Source organism: Prevotella sp. P4-51 (assembly GCF_002251455.1).
GTDB lineage: Bacteria > Bacteroidota > Bacteroidia > Bacteroidales > Bacteroidaceae > Prevotella.
Window position 1 is genome coordinate 132,986 of sequence record NZ_NPJM01000049.1, and the last position, 18,214, is coordinate 151,199.

The 18,214-nt window shown below is 46.3% G+C and carries 25 protein-coding genes; 21 read left to right on the forward strand and 4 right to left on the reverse strand.

Annotated elements, in window-relative coordinates; all coding sequences use genetic code 11:
- The 4 genes from CIK94_RS06820 to CIK94_RS14630 form a co-directional block, all read right to left on the reverse strand.
- Entirely contained in the window at nucleotides 1–483 is a 483-nt protein-coding gene (locus CIK94_RS06820; protein ID WP_144008332.1) for a LysM peptidoglycan-binding domain-containing protein, read from the reverse strand.
- A 4-nt stretch (nucleotides 484–487) separates the two neighbouring features.
- The gene (locus tag CIK94_RS06825; RefSeq protein WP_094422152.1) at nucleotides 488–2,758 is read right to left on the reverse strand and encodes an Hsp70 family protein; all 2,271 of its coding nucleotides are present in this window, start codon (nucleotides 2,756–2,758) and stop codon (nucleotides 488–490) included.
- 20 nt (nucleotides 2,759–2,778) lie between these two features.
- A complete protein-coding gene (locus CIK94_RS06830) occupies nucleotides 2,779–3,012 on the reverse strand; it encodes a helix-turn-helix transcriptional regulator (RefSeq protein WP_094422154.1) in 234 nt (77 codons plus the stop codon).
- Between the two features lie 572 nt (nucleotides 3,013–3,584).
- A complete protein-coding gene (locus CIK94_RS14630) occupies nucleotides 3,585–3,722 on the reverse strand; it encodes a hypothetical protein (protein WP_216821932.1) in 138 nt (45 codons plus the stop codon).
- Nucleotides 3,723–3,787: 65 nt separating this feature from the next.
- Between CIK94_RS14630 and CIK94_RS06835 the strand changes: the two genes are divergently transcribed.
- The 21 genes from CIK94_RS06835 (at nucleotide 3,788) to CIK94_RS06930 (ending at nucleotide 18,115) form a co-directional block, all read left to right on the forward strand.
- Nucleotides 3,788–4,171 (forward strand): single-stranded DNA-binding protein, encoded by a 384-nt coding sequence (locus CIK94_RS06835; RefSeq protein WP_094422156.1) that lies wholly within the window; start codon nucleotides 3,788–3,790, stop codon nucleotides 4,169–4,171.
- A gap of 96 nt (nucleotides 4,172–4,267) precedes the next feature.
- The gene (locus tag CIK94_RS06840) at nucleotides 4,268–4,690 is read left to right on the forward strand and encodes a single-stranded DNA-binding protein (protein WP_094422158.1); all 423 of its coding nucleotides are present in this window, start codon (nucleotides 4,268–4,270) and stop codon (nucleotides 4,688–4,690) included.
- An 18-nt stretch (nucleotides 4,691–4,708) separates the two neighbouring features.
- Complete coding sequence (locus CIK94_RS14375; protein WP_158216533.1) at nucleotides 4,709–4,873, forward strand: hypothetical protein; 165 nt, start codon at nucleotides 4,709–4,711, stop codon at nucleotides 4,871–4,873.
- 11 nt (nucleotides 4,874–4,884) lie between these two features.
- Nucleotides 4,885–5,106 (forward strand): hypothetical protein, encoded by a 222-nt coding sequence (locus tag CIK94_RS06845; protein WP_022149283.1) that lies wholly within the window; start codon nucleotides 4,885–4,887, stop codon nucleotides 5,104–5,106.
- A 45-nt stretch (nucleotides 5,107–5,151) separates the two neighbouring features.
- Nucleotides 5,152–5,715: a hypothetical protein gene (locus tag CIK94_RS06850; protein ID WP_094422160.1), complete on the forward strand. Its 564-nt coding sequence runs from the start codon at nucleotides 5,152–5,154 to the stop codon at nucleotides 5,713–5,715.
- Nucleotides 5,716–6,693: 978 nt separating this feature from the next.
- Nucleotides 6,694–7,080 (forward strand): hypothetical protein, encoded by a 387-nt coding sequence (locus tag CIK94_RS06855; RefSeq protein WP_094422162.1) that lies wholly within the window; start codon nucleotides 6,694–6,696, stop codon nucleotides 7,078–7,080.
- A gap of 26 nt (nucleotides 7,081–7,106) precedes the next feature.
- Nucleotides 7,107–7,652 carry a hypothetical protein gene (locus CIK94_RS06860; protein WP_094422164.1) on the forward strand — a complete coding sequence of 182 codons (546 nt, stop codon included), beginning with the start codon at nucleotides 7,107–7,109 and terminating at the stop codon, nucleotides 7,650–7,652.
- Between the two features lie 57 nt (nucleotides 7,653–7,709).
- Nucleotides 7,710–8,012, forward strand: a complete 303-nt coding sequence (locus CIK94_RS06865) for a hypothetical protein (RefSeq protein WP_144008333.1) — start codon at nucleotides 7,710–7,712, stop codon at nucleotides 8,010–8,012.
- A gap of 5 nt (nucleotides 8,013–8,017) precedes the next feature.
- Nucleotides 8,018–8,260 carry a hypothetical protein gene (locus CIK94_RS06870; RefSeq protein WP_094422168.1) on the forward strand — a complete coding sequence of 81 codons (243 nt, stop codon included), beginning with the start codon at nucleotides 8,018–8,020 and terminating at the stop codon, nucleotides 8,258–8,260.
- A 671-nt stretch (nucleotides 8,261–8,931) separates the two neighbouring features.
- Entirely contained in the window at nucleotides 8,932–9,834 is a 903-nt protein-coding gene (locus CIK94_RS06875; protein WP_254046159.1) for a hypothetical protein, read from the forward strand.
- The gene (locus CIK94_RS06880) at nucleotides 9,822–10,607 is read left to right on the forward strand and encodes a hypothetical protein (RefSeq protein ID WP_094422172.1); all 786 of its coding nucleotides are present in this window, start codon (nucleotides 9,822–9,824) and stop codon (nucleotides 10,605–10,607) included. Before CIK94_RS06875 ends, CIK94_RS06880 begins: the two co-directional genes overlap by 13 nt.
- On the forward strand, nucleotides 10,604–11,365 hold the full coding sequence (locus tag CIK94_RS06885) for a metallophosphoesterase (protein WP_094422174.1): 762 nt from the start codon (nucleotides 10,604–10,606) through the stop codon (nucleotides 11,363–11,365). The genes CIK94_RS06880 and CIK94_RS06885 overlap by 4 nt, the downstream gene beginning before the upstream one ends.
- Nucleotides 11,366–12,168: 803 nt before the next feature.
- Nucleotides 12,169–12,786 (forward strand): YqiA/YcfP family alpha/beta fold hydrolase, encoded by a 618-nt coding sequence (locus tag CIK94_RS06890; RefSeq protein ID WP_094386646.1) that lies wholly within the window; start codon nucleotides 12,169–12,171, stop codon nucleotides 12,784–12,786.
- Complete coding sequence (locus CIK94_RS06895; RefSeq protein WP_094388271.1) at nucleotides 12,770–13,063, forward strand: DUF1294 domain-containing protein; 294 nt, start codon at nucleotides 12,770–12,772, stop codon at nucleotides 13,061–13,063. The genes CIK94_RS06890 and CIK94_RS06895 overlap by 17 nt, the downstream gene beginning before the upstream one ends.
- Before the next feature lie 6 nt (nucleotides 13,064–13,069).
- On the forward strand, nucleotides 13,070–13,234 hold the full coding sequence (locus tag CIK94_RS14380) for a hypothetical protein (RefSeq protein ID WP_158214728.1): 165 nt from the start codon (nucleotides 13,070–13,072) through the stop codon (nucleotides 13,232–13,234).
- A gap of 425 nt (nucleotides 13,235–13,659) precedes the next feature.
- Nucleotides 13,660–14,193 carry a methylated-DNA--[protein]-cysteine S-methyltransferase gene (locus tag CIK94_RS06900; RefSeq protein WP_094422321.1) on the forward strand — a complete coding sequence of 178 codons (534 nt, stop codon included), beginning with the start codon at nucleotides 13,660–13,662 and terminating at the stop codon, nucleotides 14,191–14,193.
- Nucleotides 14,194–14,609: 416 nt separating this feature from the next.
- The gene (locus CIK94_RS06910) at nucleotides 14,610–15,368 is read left to right on the forward strand and encodes a YaaA family protein (protein ID WP_022311074.1); all 759 of its coding nucleotides are present in this window, start codon (nucleotides 14,610–14,612) and stop codon (nucleotides 15,366–15,368) included.
- A gap of 17 nt (nucleotides 15,369–15,385) precedes the next feature.
- Nucleotides 15,386–15,853 carry a peroxiredoxin gene (locus CIK94_RS06915; protein WP_094422178.1) on the forward strand — a complete coding sequence of 156 codons (468 nt, stop codon included), beginning with the start codon at nucleotides 15,386–15,388 and terminating at the stop codon, nucleotides 15,851–15,853.
- Between the two features lie 253 nt (nucleotides 15,854–16,106).
- On the forward strand, nucleotides 16,107–16,580 hold the full coding sequence (locus CIK94_RS06920; RefSeq protein WP_094422323.1) for a PaaI family thioesterase: 474 nt from the start codon (nucleotides 16,107–16,109) through the stop codon (nucleotides 16,578–16,580).
- 2 nt (nucleotides 16,581–16,582) lie between these two features.
- Complete coding sequence (locus tag CIK94_RS06925; RefSeq protein ID WP_022311077.1) at nucleotides 16,583–16,996, forward strand: secondary thiamine-phosphate synthase enzyme YjbQ; 414 nt, start codon at nucleotides 16,583–16,585, stop codon at nucleotides 16,994–16,996.
- 69 nt (nucleotides 16,997–17,065) lie between these two features.
- Nucleotides 17,066–18,115 carry an alcohol dehydrogenase gene (locus CIK94_RS06930; protein ID WP_094422180.1) on the forward strand — a complete coding sequence of 350 codons (1,050 nt, stop codon included), beginning with the start codon at nucleotides 17,066–17,068 and terminating at the stop codon, nucleotides 18,113–18,115.
- Nucleotides 18,116–18,214 lie beyond the last annotated feature (99 nt).

The following is an 18,214-nucleotide window of genomic DNA, read 5'->3' on the forward strand; positions in this document are numbered from 1 at the left end:
TTATTTTATTATCAAAGTATCACCAACATTTAATGGAGTTTCAATAGTTCTGTTATTTTGCTTGGCAATTTCATCTGCACGGGTTCCCGTTCCATAGAACTTTTTACTTACAGACCAATATGAATCACCTCGCAGCACAACATACTTATAGTTAGAACTTGGTTGCTCACTTACAGTCTTACTCTGAGCCAACTGGGTATTTAAGACCTCAACAGAATCCTTTAATTGAGACAATTCTTCTGTTACGGACGACGGGACAGAGGGCTTTTGAGTTAAAAGCATTACGCCCAATCCCGCAGCCGCTATAATAGCGACTGCGGAGATAGGTTTCCATATATTTGTTTTATGTCCTTCTTCGGGAATCTGTTCAATCACACGATATATGCTTAAATCGCTTCCGCAACAAGGACACTTTACATCTTCATTAAGGAAATCTGGAATACCAGTTTTCCCACACACAGGACATTTTGTATTTTCAGCCATAATATTATCCAACACCTATGCCCGTGGTAGCACCAGTAGCAGGCAGATTTATATTACCAATTAAATGTTCATTTGCAGAGAGAATGTCTCTTGCTCGCTGTACATTTCCTTCATTGAGTGCAGCCATAAACTGATTGAATGCAACCAAAGCTTTATTAGCGCGTACTGGATCATCCTGGTCATGGCCGGCTATATTTAGCAAGAATCCATGAGTAAACAATCCATACTTCTCTGTCAGGTCATCCAACTTGTTTACAGCATCGTTTTTCTCCATTGGTGAAGAAGCGTTCTTGTAGCGGTCAAGTTCTCTACGCATTGCAGTTTTATCTTCGTCTTTGATAAAGCGACCAAAATTCTCTAATTGTATCTGGGCGATTATCAACTGTACGGGAATATCTTCATCCTTGGTTGTTGCAACTTGGCTTGCAGACTTCAAAGAATCCTCTATCTTCTGCCATTCACTACTCTCTGGAGAATAGTTGCAAGAAGATATAGTGTCAATAACCTTCTGCAACTTATCTACGAAATCAGCTTTCTTTGAATCACTGATATTCGGGTCGTTCATTACCCTGTCAAAAGCAGGAGCTACAGCTTCAAGGCAATGAGCGTCCAAAGCTCCTCTACTCAAAACAACATTTGTTGTCTTACCTGTTGCAGGAACCCTTACCCTAACATTCATGTTTTCATCTTCATTTAAGCTGAAAGTGAATTGCAGCTCACTGTGAACCGGAAGGTTTTCAGGGATAGTAAAGTAACCTGTGCCCAATTTCTCCATCTGATCATTTTCGGCATCACTAAACAGTTTAACACCGACAATTTTTTGATTCTCTACCAATGTGTAGAATTTACGGTTTTCTTCACAAGGCAATGGAGTATTCTCGTCAATAATCTTCTCATACTGAATATTATCAGCATCATCTGATACTTGGATGAATGACTTATGCTTGGTAGTGTGACTTACTTGAACACCTCCTTCTTCAACAGAAACCTGTTGGATGGCCTCTAAAGACTGATGGCAATGAGGACATTCTGAAGTACCAGCAGGAATAGCTTTGCCACAATGTGGACACTCAACTTCAGTACCAAGAGAATGCGATAAAATAGCAGCACCTTCTGCAATTGCAAGCATAGGTTTCTCAGAAGAGAGGATTTTATCCTTTCCATACTTATCACAAAGCATCTTCCTTACGAGAGGTATGCATGAAGAACCACCAACCAAAAGAATATTGTCAATCGTGTCTATTGGATAAGCCGTCTTCTCCAGAAGATCATCAATCAAATCCAGGGTGCGTTGAACAAGAGGACGAATCATGCTTTCGAATTTTTCGCGTGTCAACTTCACCTCAATATCAATTGGCGAACCATCCTCATCTTCTAATTGATCGAATATAGAGATTGTTGCAGACTCTGACTGACTGAGAGCTTTCTTAACACTCTCCACATTGTCTTTAAGTTCACCCTGGAAAGCATATTTTTTCCTTTCAGGAAGTTCTTCTATAAGCTTATGAATGTCTACATTGTTAGCTTTTCCGGCCTCAGAAAGAACATATTCTGATATTAAACGGTCAATGTCATCACCGCCGAGCCAACGATCACCACCTGTACCGGACTCTATGAAGTTGCCCCCAGAAGCAACCAAAATTGACAAGTCAAATGTACCACCTCCAAAGTCATAAACGAGGAAGATTTTATCTTCATCAGCAGCCATCTTGTCAGCACCATATGAAATAGCCGCAGCAGTTGGCTCAGCCAGCAATCTTTGAACTTTCAAACCAGCTAATTCAGCAGCTTTACGAGTGGCTGATTTTTGTTTTTCATTAAAATAAGCAGGAACAGTAATAACTGCATGGGTAACATCACCGCCAAGCTTCACGGAAGCATCATTCTTTAACTGGCGAAGAATCTCTGCACTGATTTGTTCAGGAGTGTACTCCTTACCATTCATAATGACAACAACAGACTCGTCTGTTCCTCCAGACATCTTTGAAATTCCATAAGGATACATGTCCTTATCAGCTTTCATCTTTTGTACCTGAGGGTCAGAAATTGAAGCTCCCATAAGACGCTTTGCAGACACTACAATATTAGGAGCATATCTTCTCCAATTCTTGTAAGGTGCATTACCGACAGTAAAGCTTCCGCTTTTGTCAATGGCTACACATGAACGACATAGGTCCTCATTATTTGGGCCTGTTGCAATAACTCTCACAGTAGCATCCTTAAATGCTACAACGGAATTGGTGGTTCCGAGGTCAATACCAATTGATTTACCCATAGTAAATTATGTTATTTAAATTATTTAATATCTTTCGTTAGAGGTTGAACAGGTTGATTCCTGCTAACTAAAAGTTCACGAATATCGATATTCAATAAATCAGATATTCTAGATAACGTCTGCAAGTCAGGCTGAGTGGTATTCGTACACCACTTCGAAATGGTCACTGGATCTTTGCCCAGCTGCTCTGCTAACCACTTGTTGGTTTGACCAGCGTCTGCGAGTACCGCTTTAAGTCTATTTAAATTCTCCATGGACAATAAAATTAAATTTTGATGCAAATTTAATAAATTATCTCGTAACAACCATCAATGTCCAGAAAAATCTTCATCAGATTAACAAAAAAAAAGTCTCATTTCTTCAAATACTACCAGTTATTACACCTTTTCACAAAAGACAAGAATTGTATCTCACTGTTATCCCCTTTTTCTTATCATTCTTGAATGATGGCTCACTTACCCTTCTTCTGCTTTTCAAAAAATCTCCTTTCCATCCCTGTAGTAGTCCACATCCTGATACCTTACAAACTGCTTTTACTACATTCTCAATCTCTTTCCCATTCCTCCATTTATTTCATTCCACGTCACAGCCCCTTTACCTGCCAATGGACATTCATCGTTCTATATATGCTCCCTGCTTATAGCGGAATGATACGCAGCTCATTCCGTGTCCTTCTCCGTCCGATGGCCATAACGTCCCCTGTCTGAGCGTTGGACAGCCGGGCATCCTCCTTTTCGTATCTGTCACTGAATTGTTCTTATTCCGACTTCCTCATCGATGACTTTTCCGGGCGAAGCGAGTCACACTTACTTTTTCCGTCGCAAAGTTAGTGCAAGCCGTATTCTGCAAGTACCAGGTGCCTTATTCCCTGAATTTTTTCAAAAACTTTTTGCTGTCTGTCCCAGCCAATAAAAACTTTTCTGGCCCAAGGGTGAAATAATTCGGTAATTCCTTGCATTCCCATACTTCCCTTGCCAACTCTGATAGCAACGTAAAAAATAAATGTTTCACTTCTAAAAATTCAAAACAATGAAAAAGATCGAGAACAATTTCGCAGTAACAGGTTTCGTAGGTAAGGATGCAGAAATCCGTCAGTTCACAACCGCTTCAGTAGCACGTTTCTCACTGGCTATCGGCCGTAACGAGAAGAACGGCGAAGAGAACAACCGCGTATCGGCTTTCGTCAACGTGGAAGCATGGCGTAAGAACGAGAACGCCGAGTCATTCGACAAGCTCACCAAGGGTGCAATGCTCACCGTGGAAGGTTACTTCAAGCCTGAGGAATGGAGCGATCAAGAAGGTGTCAAGCATCAGCGAGTGCTGCTGGTAGCCACCAAGTTCTATGAGACTCCCGACAAGGAGGAAGAAGCTCCTGCGGAGGAGAAGAAAACTTCAAAGAAGAAGGCCAAGTGAGCCTTCTTCTTCCCTCTGCAAAGCAGATTTCCTGATTAAAGGGAAAAGAAAAGAGTTAGATTTCATTCGATTATTCACCATCAAACATTTTAGATTATGCTTTACACGCACACTATCGGACGCATCGGCAAGGATTGCCAGGTCATCACAGGAACGCACGGAACATTCATGGCGGTTGACATAGCCGTTGATGATTACTCCAAAGGTCAGAACATCACTACATGGGTAAGGGTACGCAGCAGCAGAGAGAACCATGTCCGTCTGGCTGAATATCTCACCAAGGGAAGGCTCATTCTCGTGGAGGGAACTATCTCCACATCCCAGTGGAAAGACCGCCAAGGCGAGAGCCACACACAAATCTCCATCAATGCGGACAGCATCGCTTTCGTCAATGCAGGGAAGAAAGAGGAGCAGAACGACAACCCGAAGAAGGCTGCCAAGAAAGGAGCTAAGGCGAAGAACACACCCCAGCCACCGCTGGACGCTCCAGCACCTGACGAGAAGGACATGCCATTCTAACAAAGAAAGGAGGATGCAATGAGATACGCAAGGCTATTTGTTCCCTATCGTGGATATTGGGACATCAGCGTGGATTTGGATAGCATAGACGGTGGCTATCATGGCTATCAGTACACCTGCATCGTATTAGGCAGTGGAGCAGAAATAACCTGCTATAGGGATGAATTTGAATTTGTAGACTAATAAAGGTGAATATGGATTGGCACATCGTATATGCAAAGTTTGACGGATGCAAAGGCTTCAAGGCTTTTGACGTTAACGAGGGAAGACAAGTCGGAAATCTGATTTACGCTTCTCTGATGGAGAACACGGAGGACACCCGGCAGAAACTACAGAAGCTGGCAGACTTGAACAAGGAGTATCACCTTGTGCTGCAACTTCGCAGGAAAGGCAGAGTGTGCTTCCAGACAAAGTAAAAGGTAACGGGCAGACTAACCATCTGCCCATAAATTCTAATCATTATGGCAAAGCAAAAGACTGAAAACAAAGAGTATAAAAGACTCTTGGAAAAACACGAGGCTCTTAACAACCTCACGGATGAAGTTCTTGACACCCGCAGGGAGCGGTTCATTCAAGAGGTCATCAACCACTATGACATGGTGGAGATAGGAACGCTCTATTTCGGTGATATGGCTATTGACGTGGAGAGCATCTACTATGACAAAGCGGAGCATCGTCTGATGGTTCATATCTCCAGCAAGGAAATGGAGGGTGACATCATCTACACTTCCCTGCAGAGGGAGAAGCAAGGCAAACTGGTGGAACTGGTATTCGAGGAAATGAAGTGCCTCGAAGAAGGTCCGACGCTGCTGGGCATGATGATTGACGGAAGCAACATCTTGTATCGAAACGTCTTCATCAAGGAGCTGAATGCCGAAGTCAAGGTGACGACCGAAGAGGTTTTTGAAGCACATATAGAGGAAGGCAGCCCCGATGAAGACAAGTTCTACTGCTATGTACCGGCAGAGGAGTTCTTCAAACTCAATGACATTGAATTTGAGAAATACGTCAACAAGAAATTCTAAAGGCAACGGGCAGACTCGCTCGACCTCTGGTCGCTTGCCAGAGCAAGAACCACCTGCCCACAATTCTTTATGATTATGGATAGTGTGACAGACAAGAAAAAGGATCAAATTAAGGCTCTGATTGAAAAAATGAAGCAGGAAGGAAAACCAATAGATTGGGCTACCATCGTACTGTGCTGAAGCCAGCGAGTCCTGCCCAACCAGGCAGGACTTTTTCATTCTCCTCTCATGGCACATATCCCTCAGAAAGCGTCCTCAGTCGGTGAAGCAGGGCTGCACTGACTGAGGACACCTTCTGAGGGATGGACAAACACGAAACGACAGGCGTCATCAGTCGAGGATGATCTCCGTTGGAGTACATGCTCTTCATCTGAATCCCGTCCATTCGTCTTTTGTTTGCCCTGCTATGCCATTGACCTCATTCTTCGCTTCTGCCCTCAGGGTATCAAAGAACTACGCCCACCCGAAAGCGGAACGGCAGGACTGGTTCTGCTATTGAGCCGATGGCACGATAGCGGAACGGATGAACGGCGAGAGGACAGAGACCTTTCTCCCTGGCATCCACAGGGCTGACTACATTCTTCGCCAGCTCAGTTTGATGGCCTTTCCGAAATGGTCTTTGTTCACTCGCTTTGACGTTCATCTGGCAGCCGTACCGTTGCCGCTACCCACCGTCATTCATGTATGACTAAATTTGCATCCTGCAATTCAGCCGTTCAGTTCCATTACCATTTTCTTTCGATTTATCATATCGGCTTTGTATAGCTGGGGAATCATTTTTCTGCGAAGTTACCTTGGATTTTGCAAACTGCAAGGCGTGTTCCGTGAACAATCTTCCTTTAGGCAAATATTGCTTAAAGAGTATTCTTCACGACAGTCTTGCCTTATTTGCCCTATCCGCACTTCTGAAAGCAGAAAAATCTTCCCGCTACACAGCCGAAAGGCTTTGATAAAAGGGAAATAAAAATTTCAAGCAATATGGCAACAACGCAATTCAACAACCGACTGATTACTCCAGAGCTGACAGAGGCTCTGAGCAGTTATCCCCTGTATTCTCAGGACGCGAAGAAGAAGGATGCTCTTTGCATCGCAGTGTTTTACCTTGGCAATATCCGCTGGTACATCATGGAAGGACAGCAGGAAGGCAATGACTTCACGCTCTATGGCATCGTTACTGGACTGCAAGAGACGGAATACGGCTACCAGTCTGCAACCGAAATGGCAAGTATCACCTATGATGCAAGCGAGTACGGACTTGGCACTTTGAGGATTGAGCAGGACAAGGATTTCAAGCCTTGCACCCTTGCAGAGATTGAGGACGCAGAACTGCAAGCATTCCTCTCACGGCTCTATGATAAATACTAATGTATAACCCTTAAACATATCAGATTATGAAGATTATCGTAATGAACAGCGCCAACGTGCGCATCGAGGTTTTGAACGTAGCCGACCACATGCTGGAGGACGAAATAGAATTGTTCCTTTCCAAGCACGGCTATTCGTTGAACAACATTTCTTGGATGGCAGCACCCATCGACTTTGTGCCAGTGCAGTTCCATAAGTATGACACCGACAAGGAGAACGGCGAAGAAGTTCACGTCACACGTAGCGGACGTCTGAAGGACTTTTCCATCTATGACAGTGTGCAGGAGGTGAAGCACCGTGAGCAGGAAGAACTTGCAGCAGCACTTAAACTTCATGGCGAGAAGGTGGATGATGGCTATGAATGGCACTTCGAGGGTGAATGTCCCATCGTAGCAGCCTATGACTATGACGAGCCTTGTGACGTGGTAATCCTTTCCGTCAGAGCGAACAAGGATGGAGGTCTCACCATCATAGGTGACGAGAAGAACGACCGGGGAAATGAGCATGAGATTGAGGCAGATGACATCTTTGCCGGACACATGGACTTCATCACTTCGGAGATTGGAGATTAAACGACTTCGGGAATAGGTGGCAAGGGAGCTGCCTATTCCCAATAATACACAAGCAATATGAGACAGATATTTGTTGTTTACGAGACTGACGCATGGCACAGCACAAACCATCGGGAATGTGCAGGTGTGTTCACCAGCAAATGGGCTGCCGTGAATGCCATCGTGAAGAACCACCGCATAGAGCTGGATGAGTTCTTTGACGAGGACGAGATTGAAAAGACCTCAAAGCGTGTGTTAGAAGCCGAGGCAAAGCGCAGGCTCCGCAAGGAACTGGAGTTTGCCTACCAGACGCAAGGCTATGAAACCAACTATGATATTGAGGTCTGGAATATCAACGAATGGTATCTAACTAAATATTAGGCGATATGACCAACAAGCAGAGAAAAACAATGATTGAGCAATGGGTTACTCAGCTGAACCCTAAAGCCATACTCCGTGCAGCCGATGCCCGACGTGGGGCAAGGTATGCTGTATATGTGGTAGAGAAGCCAGGAGAGTTCGGGACAAGATGCACCGACTATCTGCCTCTGGAGCAGCTGGAGCAATACCTTGTTGGGGTATTCTATGCCAGCGAGTTTAACAGACTGATTGGAAAGAAGTCTGCATAAACCAAAGCCCTTCGAACATCGCAAATGACTCGAAGGGCTGCTTACATTTGCCAGGACAACTCACCTCAAACAAGTTTCGTGTTTTACTCTTGGCAAAAAACAAAACGATTTCTGCCAAGTCAAATTTAACAAACCGGGCCTTTATTTTAACATTAACGCCTATGGTGGAAGCATGGTGATTCGTTTCACCATACATTCCACCATCAAATCACCATGGATTCACCATTTACATTTAATAGCTATAGCTACACTTTGCTACATATTGCTACATTATCGCTACATGCTATTATTGACTTGTATCATCGTAACTTACTGTTATTCAACGCCGCTACTCATCGATACATCCTTTTACGCAATTTTGAATGAAAAGATGTTGTTTAGATTTTTGTGTGGGGTTCTTTGTCCTTTGCCGGTGATTTCGGCAAGGTTGTAGAGGACGAGGCGGAGGTCTAAACAGGAAAAAGTTGCGATTATAGAGTCATTCAAAACATAAAATATCCGATTTTTGATGCACAAAGCAAAATAAATGGGAAAACCTTTGGTTATATAAGATTCTTTTAATACTTTTGCATCGTTTTAATGGTATATTAAAATGAAGCAGAATGGTTAAAACGAAAGATATAGTCATATTAGGACGACCCTTACAGCTGCAAGAACGAAACAAAGCGCAGATGAAAGGTGTTACCATCGGGGACTCTCTTGCATACAAGTTCTACGATGGCGAGTTCCATGGAATGTCACTACTTTTCGCAGAACCCAAAGGCAAGATTGCTTCGCCACGCAGTCTATCTGTCACAGCCAGCAATCTTACTTCGTTGTTACAGCGTCCCACGGTATTCTTGCTGCCGACATGTCCGGCCTATGAACGGCAAAGGCTCATCGATAAGGATGTTTATTTCATCGCATCTGACAAATACGTTCACCTGCCGATGCTTCTGGCTAACGAGCGTATTCGCAAGACCAAACAGGCAAAGGTTCTGACACCAGTAGCCCAATACCTGCTGCTCTACCATTTACAGATAGAAAGTATCGAAGGACTGGCAGCACGAGACTTACAAGACAAGATGCCTTATTCATATGCAAGCATTACGCTTGGCATTACTTGCCTTGAAGACCTGGGACTGTGCCAGAAGGTAGCCGATGGTTCCAAGCGGAAAGTCATACATTTCGATAAGATGGGGAAGGATCTGTGGGAACAGGCTCAATCCGTCCTCATCAATCCTGTTGAAGAACGCATCTTCTGTGATGACCTGCTTTCAGATGAACACTACCCTGCATGTGGCATCAATGCCCTGGCACATTATACATGGCTCAACCCTGACCCGGAAAGAATCATTATGATGACTGTCAAACAGCTCCGTGACTTCAGGAATTCTGGAACCTTGGTACGTCCTAATGAGTTCGACGGCAACATCATCATTGAGGCATGGAAATACCCGCCTGTCACCAAGATTGGTACAAGAACCGAATGGGTGGACAGACTATCATTGGCCGTTTCACTCCGTGAGGATACAGACCCACGAGTGGAAGGTGAAGTTGAACGTTTAATTAATGATATAGAATGGAAGGATTAGAGAAATTCCGCGAAGCATTTGAAGCTTACTCAGAGAACTACGTTATCATCGGTGGCACGGCTTGTGACATCGCTATGTCCGGGACGGCAGTACGTCCTCGTGCAACCCACGACATTGATATGATTGTCATTGTCGAAAAGATGACTGCTGACTTTGCCGAACACTTCTGGCAGTTCGTGCGTGAAGGCGGTTATCGCCCTGAAAAGCGCAAGCAGTCTGAAGGGGAAGTTCCTAAGTACGAGCTATACCGCTTTGTCAATGGCAAGCCTGACTATCCCGAAATGATTGAACTGCTGTCTAGGCATCCAGACATTCTTGGCGAGCCAAAGGGACTGACCATTGAACCGCTGCCAGTGGACGAGGAAACGTCAAGCCTGAGTGCCATCATCATGGATGATGATTTCTATCACTTCACCATCGACCACAGCAAACTGACCAACGGGCTTCGCCATGCTGACTCGGCTGCCCTCATCGCCCTAAAATCACGTGCCTACCTCAATCTTTTGCAGGACAAGACCAATGGCAAGCATGTCAACAGCAAGGACATCAAGAAGCATCGTTCAGATGTGCTGAAGAACGTGGTCATCATGGAAGACAGTCAGATTACGGCTCCAGAACCAATCGTCGCTTGCATAAAAGAATTTGTCGCCTCAATCAGAAATGATTGGGATGACCTCTCAGAGCCTCTTGCAAAGGCTCTTGACCAGGATCCTTCGTTCATCGAGGCTCTGCTTGAACAATTAGATGGATTATTTGCCATAGAACAGTCATGAAGATACAGTATGCATCTGACCTCCATCTGGAGTTTGCCGACAACTGGCGATACCTGAAGGAGAATCCCCTGCAAGTGACAGGGGACATTCTCGTTCTGGCTGGCGACATCGGCTACTTGGGGGATGACAACTATACCAAACATCCCTTCTGGGACTGGGCATCGGAGAACTACCAGCAGGTAATAGCCTGTATGGGCAACCATGAGTTCTACAAGTTCTACGACATCGCAAAGCTGAACGATGGCTATTGCCTTGAAATACGTCCTAATGTCCATAGCTATTATAACGCCATGGTGAGTATAGGTGACATTGACTTCATCATAACCACATTGTGGGCCAGGATTCCCCTGAAGGAGGCATATTATACGGAACAAGTGGTAAGCGACTTCCGGCGTATCATCTTCAATGGCGATATTCTCACCTTTGCTGATTTCAACCGCGAACATGAAAGGTGCCTGACTTTCCTGAAGAACGCTGTATCAAGCAGCAAGGCCAGAAGAAAAATAGTCGTAACCCATCATGTCCCATCCTTCCAGATGCAATGCCCCAAGTTTGCCGATAGCCAAGCTAACGGAGCTTTCACGGTTGAACTGGAAGACTACATCAAGGATAGCGGCATCGATTACTGGATATATGGCCACTCCCACTACAACGTGGATGTCGAGATAGGCAATACCAAATGTGTGTCCAATCAGTTGGGGTATGTATTTCATGGGGAGAATGAATCATTTGAGCCAGGTAAATATATCGAAGCATAACACCCCATGAAATTCTCCATGATATGTTCACTCAGTTCTCTGAAATATCTGCTCGATTCATCCAGACGGACAAGTCATAGGGTGTAAAACGCTTACTTTTTTCGCCACAATATATTGAGCATAAAATATCAATATTTAACGAAATATTCAACCGAATGAAAGAACAAAAGAACTTATCCTATAGTTTAAGAAAGGTGACACATCCCTTCAAAAGCAGCTTAAACTCAATGTTTTTGCCGATTTTGAGCCTACCTGGGGCTTTTGTCACCTTAACAAATGTTAATTACGTTAAAAATGCGATTTTTGAAAATTATTTTGAGCGTTTTCGCAGTTTTCTACCGTTTAACAACTAACTGTCTGATAATCAGCGATGTTTATTTCCTGCATCGGAAAGTAGAAAATGTTAATTAGAAGACATCTCCCCAATGGAAGGTCAAATCATGGCGAAATAGCAAACCGCTGATATTCAAAGGATTAACAGGGAAGTACAGAGAGTATGACCAACGGCTCAATTACCGACCGTTATACACTATATACACTGATAGTCAGATTGTTACACGCTTTGTATTAGAAAGTAGGACGTGAAAACATGAGAAAACAAATAGGAACACTACGGCATATTGCGTTGAGAATCAGCGATTTGCAGAAGCAAAAACACCGTTTCTAACAACGGTTCAAACTCTGTTCCTGTATTGTGTTCATATCTGATTATCAATGTGTTAGATGCTCTGCATCGGCAAGTAGAGTCACACAGCATTTGCATTTTCAAGCATTTATAGATGGTCGGAATTAAAGATTTGGGCATGAAGAAAATACTATTCTTACACGGTTTCTTTGCCACAGGCAGTTGCCCGATGGCGAAAGCCCTGCAAGAGGCTTTCGTGGGGAAGGCGGTGGTGCTGACTCCCGACTTGCCACTCCATCCCAGGGAGGCATTGAAAGCGATCAGCACCATTATCGACCGGGAGCAGCCCGACTTGCTTTTGGGCAACAGCTGCGGAGCTTTTCTTGCGCAGATGCTTGCACCTGTGGTGGACATCCCTGCCCTACTCGGCAACCCACATTTCAAGATGACGGAGTTTCTGAAAGAGCGCATCGGCGAGCATGAATACAAGGCGCCACGAAGAGACGGCAATCAGCGACTGGTGATTGACGAGGCGCTAATTGCGGAGTTTGCTGAGCTGGAAGCCATACAGTTTGCCCATTGCAACCCATATTACAAGAATCGTGTGTGGGGACTTTTTGGTGAGAAGGACACACTGGCTAACTTCTCGCCTCTTTTTCTGGAGCACTACAGCAACGCCTTCCACTTTCCTGGCGGCCACACTCCTACAGAACAGGAAGTGAAGACCTGGTACGCTCCTCTTGCCACCAAAATACTCATAGAGTTTTCTGAATACTATAATGAACACTTTGCATAGTTGCCTCTCCTACTATCTTCTTGCCATCAATGCTGTTACGTTCATAGTATACGGCATTGACAAATACGAGGCCAAGAAAGCGATGTGGCGCATTTCGGAAGCCACACTTTTGATGCTGGCTGTCCTCGGTGGAAGCATCGGAGCATGGATCGCCATGCGAGTTTGGCGCCATAAGACGATGCACAAGAAATTCAAATATGGCATTCCTGTCATTCTTTTGATACAGATTGCCCTGATAGCGTATATGCACATACCTATGTGGAGCCATATTTCTTGAGGTAATATGGCTAAGGCTATAGATTACCCTGCCGACACACGTAACAAGAGCCGAATATGGTTTATTCAACTATGCCTTGCAAGAAGAAGAAAGACCGAATGTCATCAAGCCTACATTATAAACAGACAAGCCTTCGATGAAGATGACAAGGACCACAGCCCAGAGCAGTAGAAACGCAGTACCGATCTGTGTAGTAAACCAGAAGCCCGCCTTCACTCTATCGTATACTGGAGTTAAAATAAACAGTAGTTAAATCTACACGAAAAGTGTCTGGTTTCCACCAAAGCCGTTTCTATGACTAATAAAACGCGACTGCTTGGCTTTCCGCGAAACACTGGTGACCATCTGTTCTGCGTTGCTGCAGCTTGCGTGTGGAGTCAATATGATGGCTATACGCATGTTTTCGTTGCTGATTACTACAATTATCGTACGTCAACTTTTGATTTTTAGCAAAGTAAACGTTACAGCTTATCGCTAATCGCCAGATTAGAATACCAACATTTTTTAACATGATAAAATCAAGATTAGCTGATATTTTCCGTTATTTGAGTACATTGAGACTATTAGCAGCCAACTACAACTATAAAATGACTAATATGAAAAAAGGCGTATCCTGTTTACAGTATTATAAGTCGCCTTGCGGAGAGATGGTATTGGCTTCTGTTGATGATGAATTGTGCCTATGCGACTGGAACGACATGCCTTGTTCTGAGCGCAATATGAGACGAGTCATGCGGATGATGCGTGTAGAATTTACAAGACGCAGTTCGGATGTTATACAACGGGCCATGGGGCAACTGGATGAATACTTCACAGGAAGCCGCATGACCTTTGACATCCCATTGCATCTCTGCGGAACCGAGTTTCAGAAGCGAGTGTGGCTGTCACTGCCCTACATTCCTTACGGAGAGACCAGAAGCTACAAGGACATTGCTGTAGGCATCGGTCAACCGAATGCCGTGAGAGCGGTGGCACAGGCCATCGGAGCCAATGCCATCTCCTTCCTCGTTCCTTGCCATAGAGTAATCGGATGCAACCATACTCTGACCGGTTATGCCGGCGGACTGGATGCCAAGAAGAAACTACTGGAGTTGGAGCGTCGAGAGTCATTCACGCAGCCATACTTGTGACGCCAAGCAAATGCCAACTCATATTGTCTTTTATCACCCATAAATTATTGCCAAACTAAACCAAACTTACCGCGATGGCTTTTGTGGGGAAATGGGGGTTGGAATTATTTCTTTCAGGCTTTGAAATAATCTGTTCCGGGTCTGAATTCATTGTTTCGCATCATGAAACTGATTTTACGATGACTATACTATAGAATTGGCGGCGCTGTGACTGGAATTGCCTTACGGCGCAGAATACATCTTTCATGGTATAGGTCAAGTTTTTGGCCATATTGCTTGCATATTTCAAGGATTTTTTAGAATTTTGTAAAAAGGTATTGACGAACGAAGTTTCGGTGCATGCACCGATGACTTGCAGCCCTGTATGGCTGACTTCGGGCATACCCAAATAAAATCCAAAGAACACGCGAGAGAATATGCAGATACTATTGGCCAATGCAAAAATCATGTTTGATAAGGCGGAGAGACCACCTCTCACTACCCCACTCTTCCAATCGACCGCCGACACTCTGGCTGCCGAAATGGCGAGAATGGACGTGGACGAACTGGCACGCCAACTGGACTGCAGCCACAAGATAGCTGCCGAAAACCTGAAGCGATATCACGCCTATGCCAGGGCGACCAAGCTCCCAGCGATACTTGCCTACAACGGGCAGGCATACAAGCACCTCAGAGCTGCCTCACTGGGCGAAGAAGCGCTGATATATGCGCAGAAACACCTCTGGATAACATGCTTTCTCTATGGCATACTTCGTCCCATGGATGGTATCGTGCCCTATCGCATGGAGCATTGTGTATCATTAGATGCCACCAATGACAAGCCGGTCAATCAGTTTTGGAAAGACAGGCTGACAGAGGTGATCATAGACAGCGTGAAGAGGGACGACGGTATTCTGATACACCTCTCGACCGAAGAATATGAGCATCTGTTCGACTGGAAGAGAGTCTGCCAGGAGGTAAGAGTCATCCATCCCTTGTTCTATGTGCGACAGCGAGACGGCCGTCTCAAGATGCAGGCCGTGTGGGCCAAGTCGTGCCGTGGAGCAATGGTAAGATACATAGCGAACAACCAACTGGTCAGCCCTGCAGAATTGACCACATTCAGTTACGAAGGATTCGAATACGCGCCCCACATGGGCGACGAGGCCTTCCCCCATTTCGTCAGAGAACTATAACCCAATACACCACAACCATGACTATAGGAGATAAAATTCCAGAGATTCTTGGCATAGACCAAGACGGACACGAAATTAAAGCGAGCGACTATCGCGGTCGCAAGATAGTGCTTTACAGCTATCCCAAAGCCAACACCAGCGGATGCACAGCCGAAGCCTGTTCGCTGCAAGCGCACAAGGAAGAGCTGGCTGCCGCCGGCTACGAGATTATCGGCATAAGCAAGGACAAACAAGCTCTCCAGAAGAAGTTTGCCGATGCCCACGGCCTGCAGTTCCCTCTCATTGCCGACACTGAGACCACCCTGCTGCAGCAGCTCGGCTGTTGGGGCGAGAAGGTAGCTTGTGGCCGCCACACCATCGGCATCCTGCGTACTACGTATCTCGTAAACGAAGAAGGCATCATCGAAAAGATTTTCACTCCCAAGGAAATCAAGACCAAGATACACGCCGAGCAGATACTTGACGCTATCAATGCCGCCGAGTAGCATCGTCCGGCGATGGCGGTCGGTGGTGGTTTCTGTCATCGTCTGCCTGAATGGGCATGGCGAGTTAGCCTTCGTCATGACCAAGTCCGTCGCCGTGGCAGCATAAGCGAGCGGAAACAGGAGAGCAGCCATCTCGACGAACGCAAACGTGCGCAGCGGAAAGGCAAACGAAACCCTTGAGGGCATATTGCATGTCATGCGAGCGGCTGAGACAATGGCGCTGTCACCAACTCTAACAAAAAGCATTATGGACATCAAGAAGATTATAAACCCATGGACGGGTATGGAAGGCTACAACTGCATCGGCTGTGCCCCAGACAATCCCTTCGGCGTACACCTCTGTTTCTATGAGGACGGAGAGGACATCATAAGCAAGTGGAAGCCATCAGCCAACTATCAGGGGTGGCTCAACACCCTGCATGGAGGCATACAGGCGTTGCTGCTCGACGAAGTATGCGGCTGGGTAGTCATGCGCAAGCTGCAGACCACCGGTGTGACATCGAAAATGGAAACCCGCTACAAGCGGCCGATATCGACAGACGACACGGAGCTTACCATCAGGGCTCACATACGCGAGCAGAGGCGCAACATCGTCGTCATTGACGCGACGCTCACCGACTCAGCCGGCAACATCTGCACCGAAGCCACTTGCACCTACTTCTCCTTCCCTCGCGAGAAGGCTGAAAGAGACATGCACTTCGTATCATGCAAAGTGGAGGGCGAATAGTAATGATACAACAAGTGGAATTTGCGCTCGCCGCCAAGCACCGCGGATGTCACCTCGTGACCCGCGAAATCATCGACAGGCTGCCCAAGCCGCTCCCCAAGGCTGGGCTGCTCAATCTCTTTGTCAAGCACACCTCCTGCGCACTAAGTATCAATGAGAATGCCGACCCCGACGTGCGCTCGGATATGGAGAAAATCATGAACCACATCGTCAGGGAGAACGAGCCTTACTACGACCATGTGCTGGAGGGTGCCGACGACATGCCGGCCCATGCCAAGAGTTCGCTCTTTGGCGTCAGCCTCAGCATCCCCATCACCGACGGAAGGCTCAACCTCGGTACGTGGCAGGGCATCTATCTCTGCGAGTTCAGAGACTATGGTGGGCCGCGACGGATTGTGGCTACTATATATGAATAGGTATAGCAGAGAGCTGTAGACCCATGCCACCAACATAGAAGAACAGATAACTCAAACATCTACTAAATAATGAAAGCATATACATATATCGAAAAAGGCAGATTTGCCCTGACCGAGAAACCGAAACCATCGATACAGGAGTCTACCGACGCTCTGGTGAGAGTAACGCTGAGCAGCATCTGCACCAGCGACCTCCACATCAAGCACGGTAGCGTGCCGAGAGCCGTTCCGGGCATCACCGTAGGCCACGAGATGGTGGGAGTGGTCGAGGATGTGGGCAAGGATGTGAACAAAGTAAAGGTCGGCGACCGCGTCACGGTCAACGTAGAGACGTTCTGCGGTGAGTGTTTCTACTGCAAGCATGGCTACGTGAACAACTGCACCTCACCCAATGGCGGTTGGGCCTTGGGATGCAGGATAGATGGCGGACAGACCGAATATGTACGCGTTCCGCTGGCCGACCAAGGGCTAAACCGTATTCTGGATGGCGTATCAGACGAACAGGCATTATTCACTGGCGACATACTTGCCACTGGCTTCTGGGCTGCACGTATCAGCGAAATATCCGAAGACGACACCGTGCTCATCATCGGAGCCGGCCCAACCGGTATCTGCACACTGCTCTGCGTCATGCTCAAGCACCCCAAGCGCATCATCGTGTGCGACAAGTCGGAAGAGCGCCTCGCCTTTGTTAAGGAGCATTACCCCGATGTGCTGCTTACCGTTCCCGAAGACTGCGAGGACTTCGTCAGAGTCCATAGCGACAACGGTGGCGCCGACAGAGTGCTGGAAGTGGCTGGAGGCAAGAATACCTTCGCGCTGGCTTGGAAATGCGCTCGTCCCAATGCCATTGTCACTGTCGTGGCACTCTACGACGAACCTCAGACCCTGCCCCTACCTGATATGTATGGCAAAAACCTCACCTTCAAGACCGGTGGCGTAGACGGATGCGACTGCGAAGAGATACTCCGTCTCATCGAGCAAGGCAAGATTGATACCACGCCGCTTATCACTCATCGCTTCCCCCTCGGCGAGATAGAAGAGGCGTACCGGATATTCGAAAACAAGGAAGAGGGCGTGATAAAAGTAGCGATTTATAGCCCCGAGTGCGAGCGTTGACCGCTCTATAGTCCGGGGGCAGTCCTCGGCTGCCGCAAGATTATGTCCGCAATGTACCCTGGTCGTACATTGCGGCTTTTCTTTGACATCCCCTCTCCT

Coding starts and splice junctions, on each gene's coding strand:
- CIK94_RS14630 (WP_216821932.1), bottom strand. CDS start 3,722: ATGGGAATGCAAGGAATTACCGAATTATTTCACCCTTGGGCCAGAAAA.
- CIK94_RS06830 (WP_094422154.1), bottom strand. CDS start 3,012: ATGGAGAATTTAAATAGACTTAAAGCGGTACTCGCAGACGCTGGTCAA.
- CIK94_RS06885 (WP_094422174.1), top strand. CDS start 10,604: ATGAAGATACAGTATGCATCTGACCTCCATCTGGAGTTTGCCGACAAC.
- CIK94_RS06855 (WP_094422162.1), top strand. CDS start 6,694: ATGGCAACAACGCAATTCAACAACCGACTGATTACTCCAGAGCTGACA.
- CIK94_RS06900 (WP_094422321.1), top strand. CDS start 13,660: ATGAAAAAAGGCGTATCCTGTTTACAGTATTATAAGTCGCCTTGCGGA.
- CIK94_RS06870 (WP_094422168.1), top strand. CDS start 8,018: ATGACCAACAAGCAGAGAAAAACAATGATTGAGCAATGGGTTACTCAG.
- CIK94_RS06835 (WP_094422156.1), top strand. CDS start 3,788: ATGAAAAAGATCGAGAACAATTTCGCAGTAACAGGTTTCGTAGGTAAG.
- CIK94_RS06825 (WP_094422152.1), bottom strand. CDS start 2,758: ATGGGTAAATCAATTGGTATTGACCTCGGAACCACCAATTCCGTTGTA.
- CIK94_RS06850 (WP_094422160.1), top strand. CDS start 5,152: ATGGCAAAGCAAAAGACTGAAAACAAAGAGTATAAAAGACTCTTGGAA.
- CIK94_RS06840 (WP_094422158.1), top strand. CDS start 4,268: ATGCTTTACACGCACACTATCGGACGCATCGGCAAGGATTGCCAGGTC.
- CIK94_RS06895 (WP_094388271.1), top strand. CDS start 12,770: ATGAACACTTTGCATAGTTGCCTCTCCTACTATCTTCTTGCCATCAAT.
- CIK94_RS06915 (WP_094422178.1), top strand. CDS start 15,386: ATGACTATAGGAGATAAAATTCCAGAGATTCTTGGCATAGACCAAGAC.
- CIK94_RS06910 (WP_022311074.1), top strand. CDS start 14,610: ATGCAGATACTATTGGCCAATGCAAAAATCATGTTTGATAAGGCGGAG.
- CIK94_RS06865 (WP_144008333.1), top strand. CDS start 7,710: ATGAGACAGATATTTGTTGTTTACGAGACTGACGCATGGCACAGCACA.
- CIK94_RS06930 (WP_094422180.1), top strand. CDS start 17,066: ATGAAAGCATATACATATATCGAAAAAGGCAGATTTGCCCTGACCGAG.
- CIK94_RS06875 (WP_254046159.1), top strand. CDS start 8,932: ATGAAAGGTGTTACCATCGGGGACTCTCTTGCATACAAGTTCTACGAT.
- CIK94_RS06845 (WP_022149283.1), top strand. CDS start 4,885: ATGGATTGGCACATCGTATATGCAAAGTTTGACGGATGCAAAGGCTTC.
- CIK94_RS14375 (WP_158216533.1), top strand. CDS start 4,709: ATGAGATACGCAAGGCTATTTGTTCCCTATCGTGGATATTGGGACATC.
- CIK94_RS14380 (WP_158214728.1), top strand. CDS start 13,070: ATGGCTAAGGCTATAGATTACCCTGCCGACACACGTAACAAGAGCCGA.
- CIK94_RS06890 (WP_094386646.1), top strand. CDS start 12,169: ATGAAGAAAATACTATTCTTACACGGTTTCTTTGCCACAGGCAGTTGC.
- CIK94_RS06925 (WP_022311077.1), top strand. CDS start 16,583: ATGATACAACAAGTGGAATTTGCGCTCGCCGCCAAGCACCGCGGATGT.
- CIK94_RS06880 (WP_094422172.1), top strand. CDS start 9,822: ATGGAAGGATTAGAGAAATTCCGCGAAGCATTTGAAGCTTACTCAGAG.
- CIK94_RS06860 (WP_094422164.1), top strand. CDS start 7,107: ATGAAGATTATCGTAATGAACAGCGCCAACGTGCGCATCGAGGTTTTG.
- CIK94_RS06820 (WP_144008332.1), bottom strand. CDS start 483: ATGGCTGAAAATACAAAATGTCCTGTGTGTGGGAAAACTGGTATTCCA.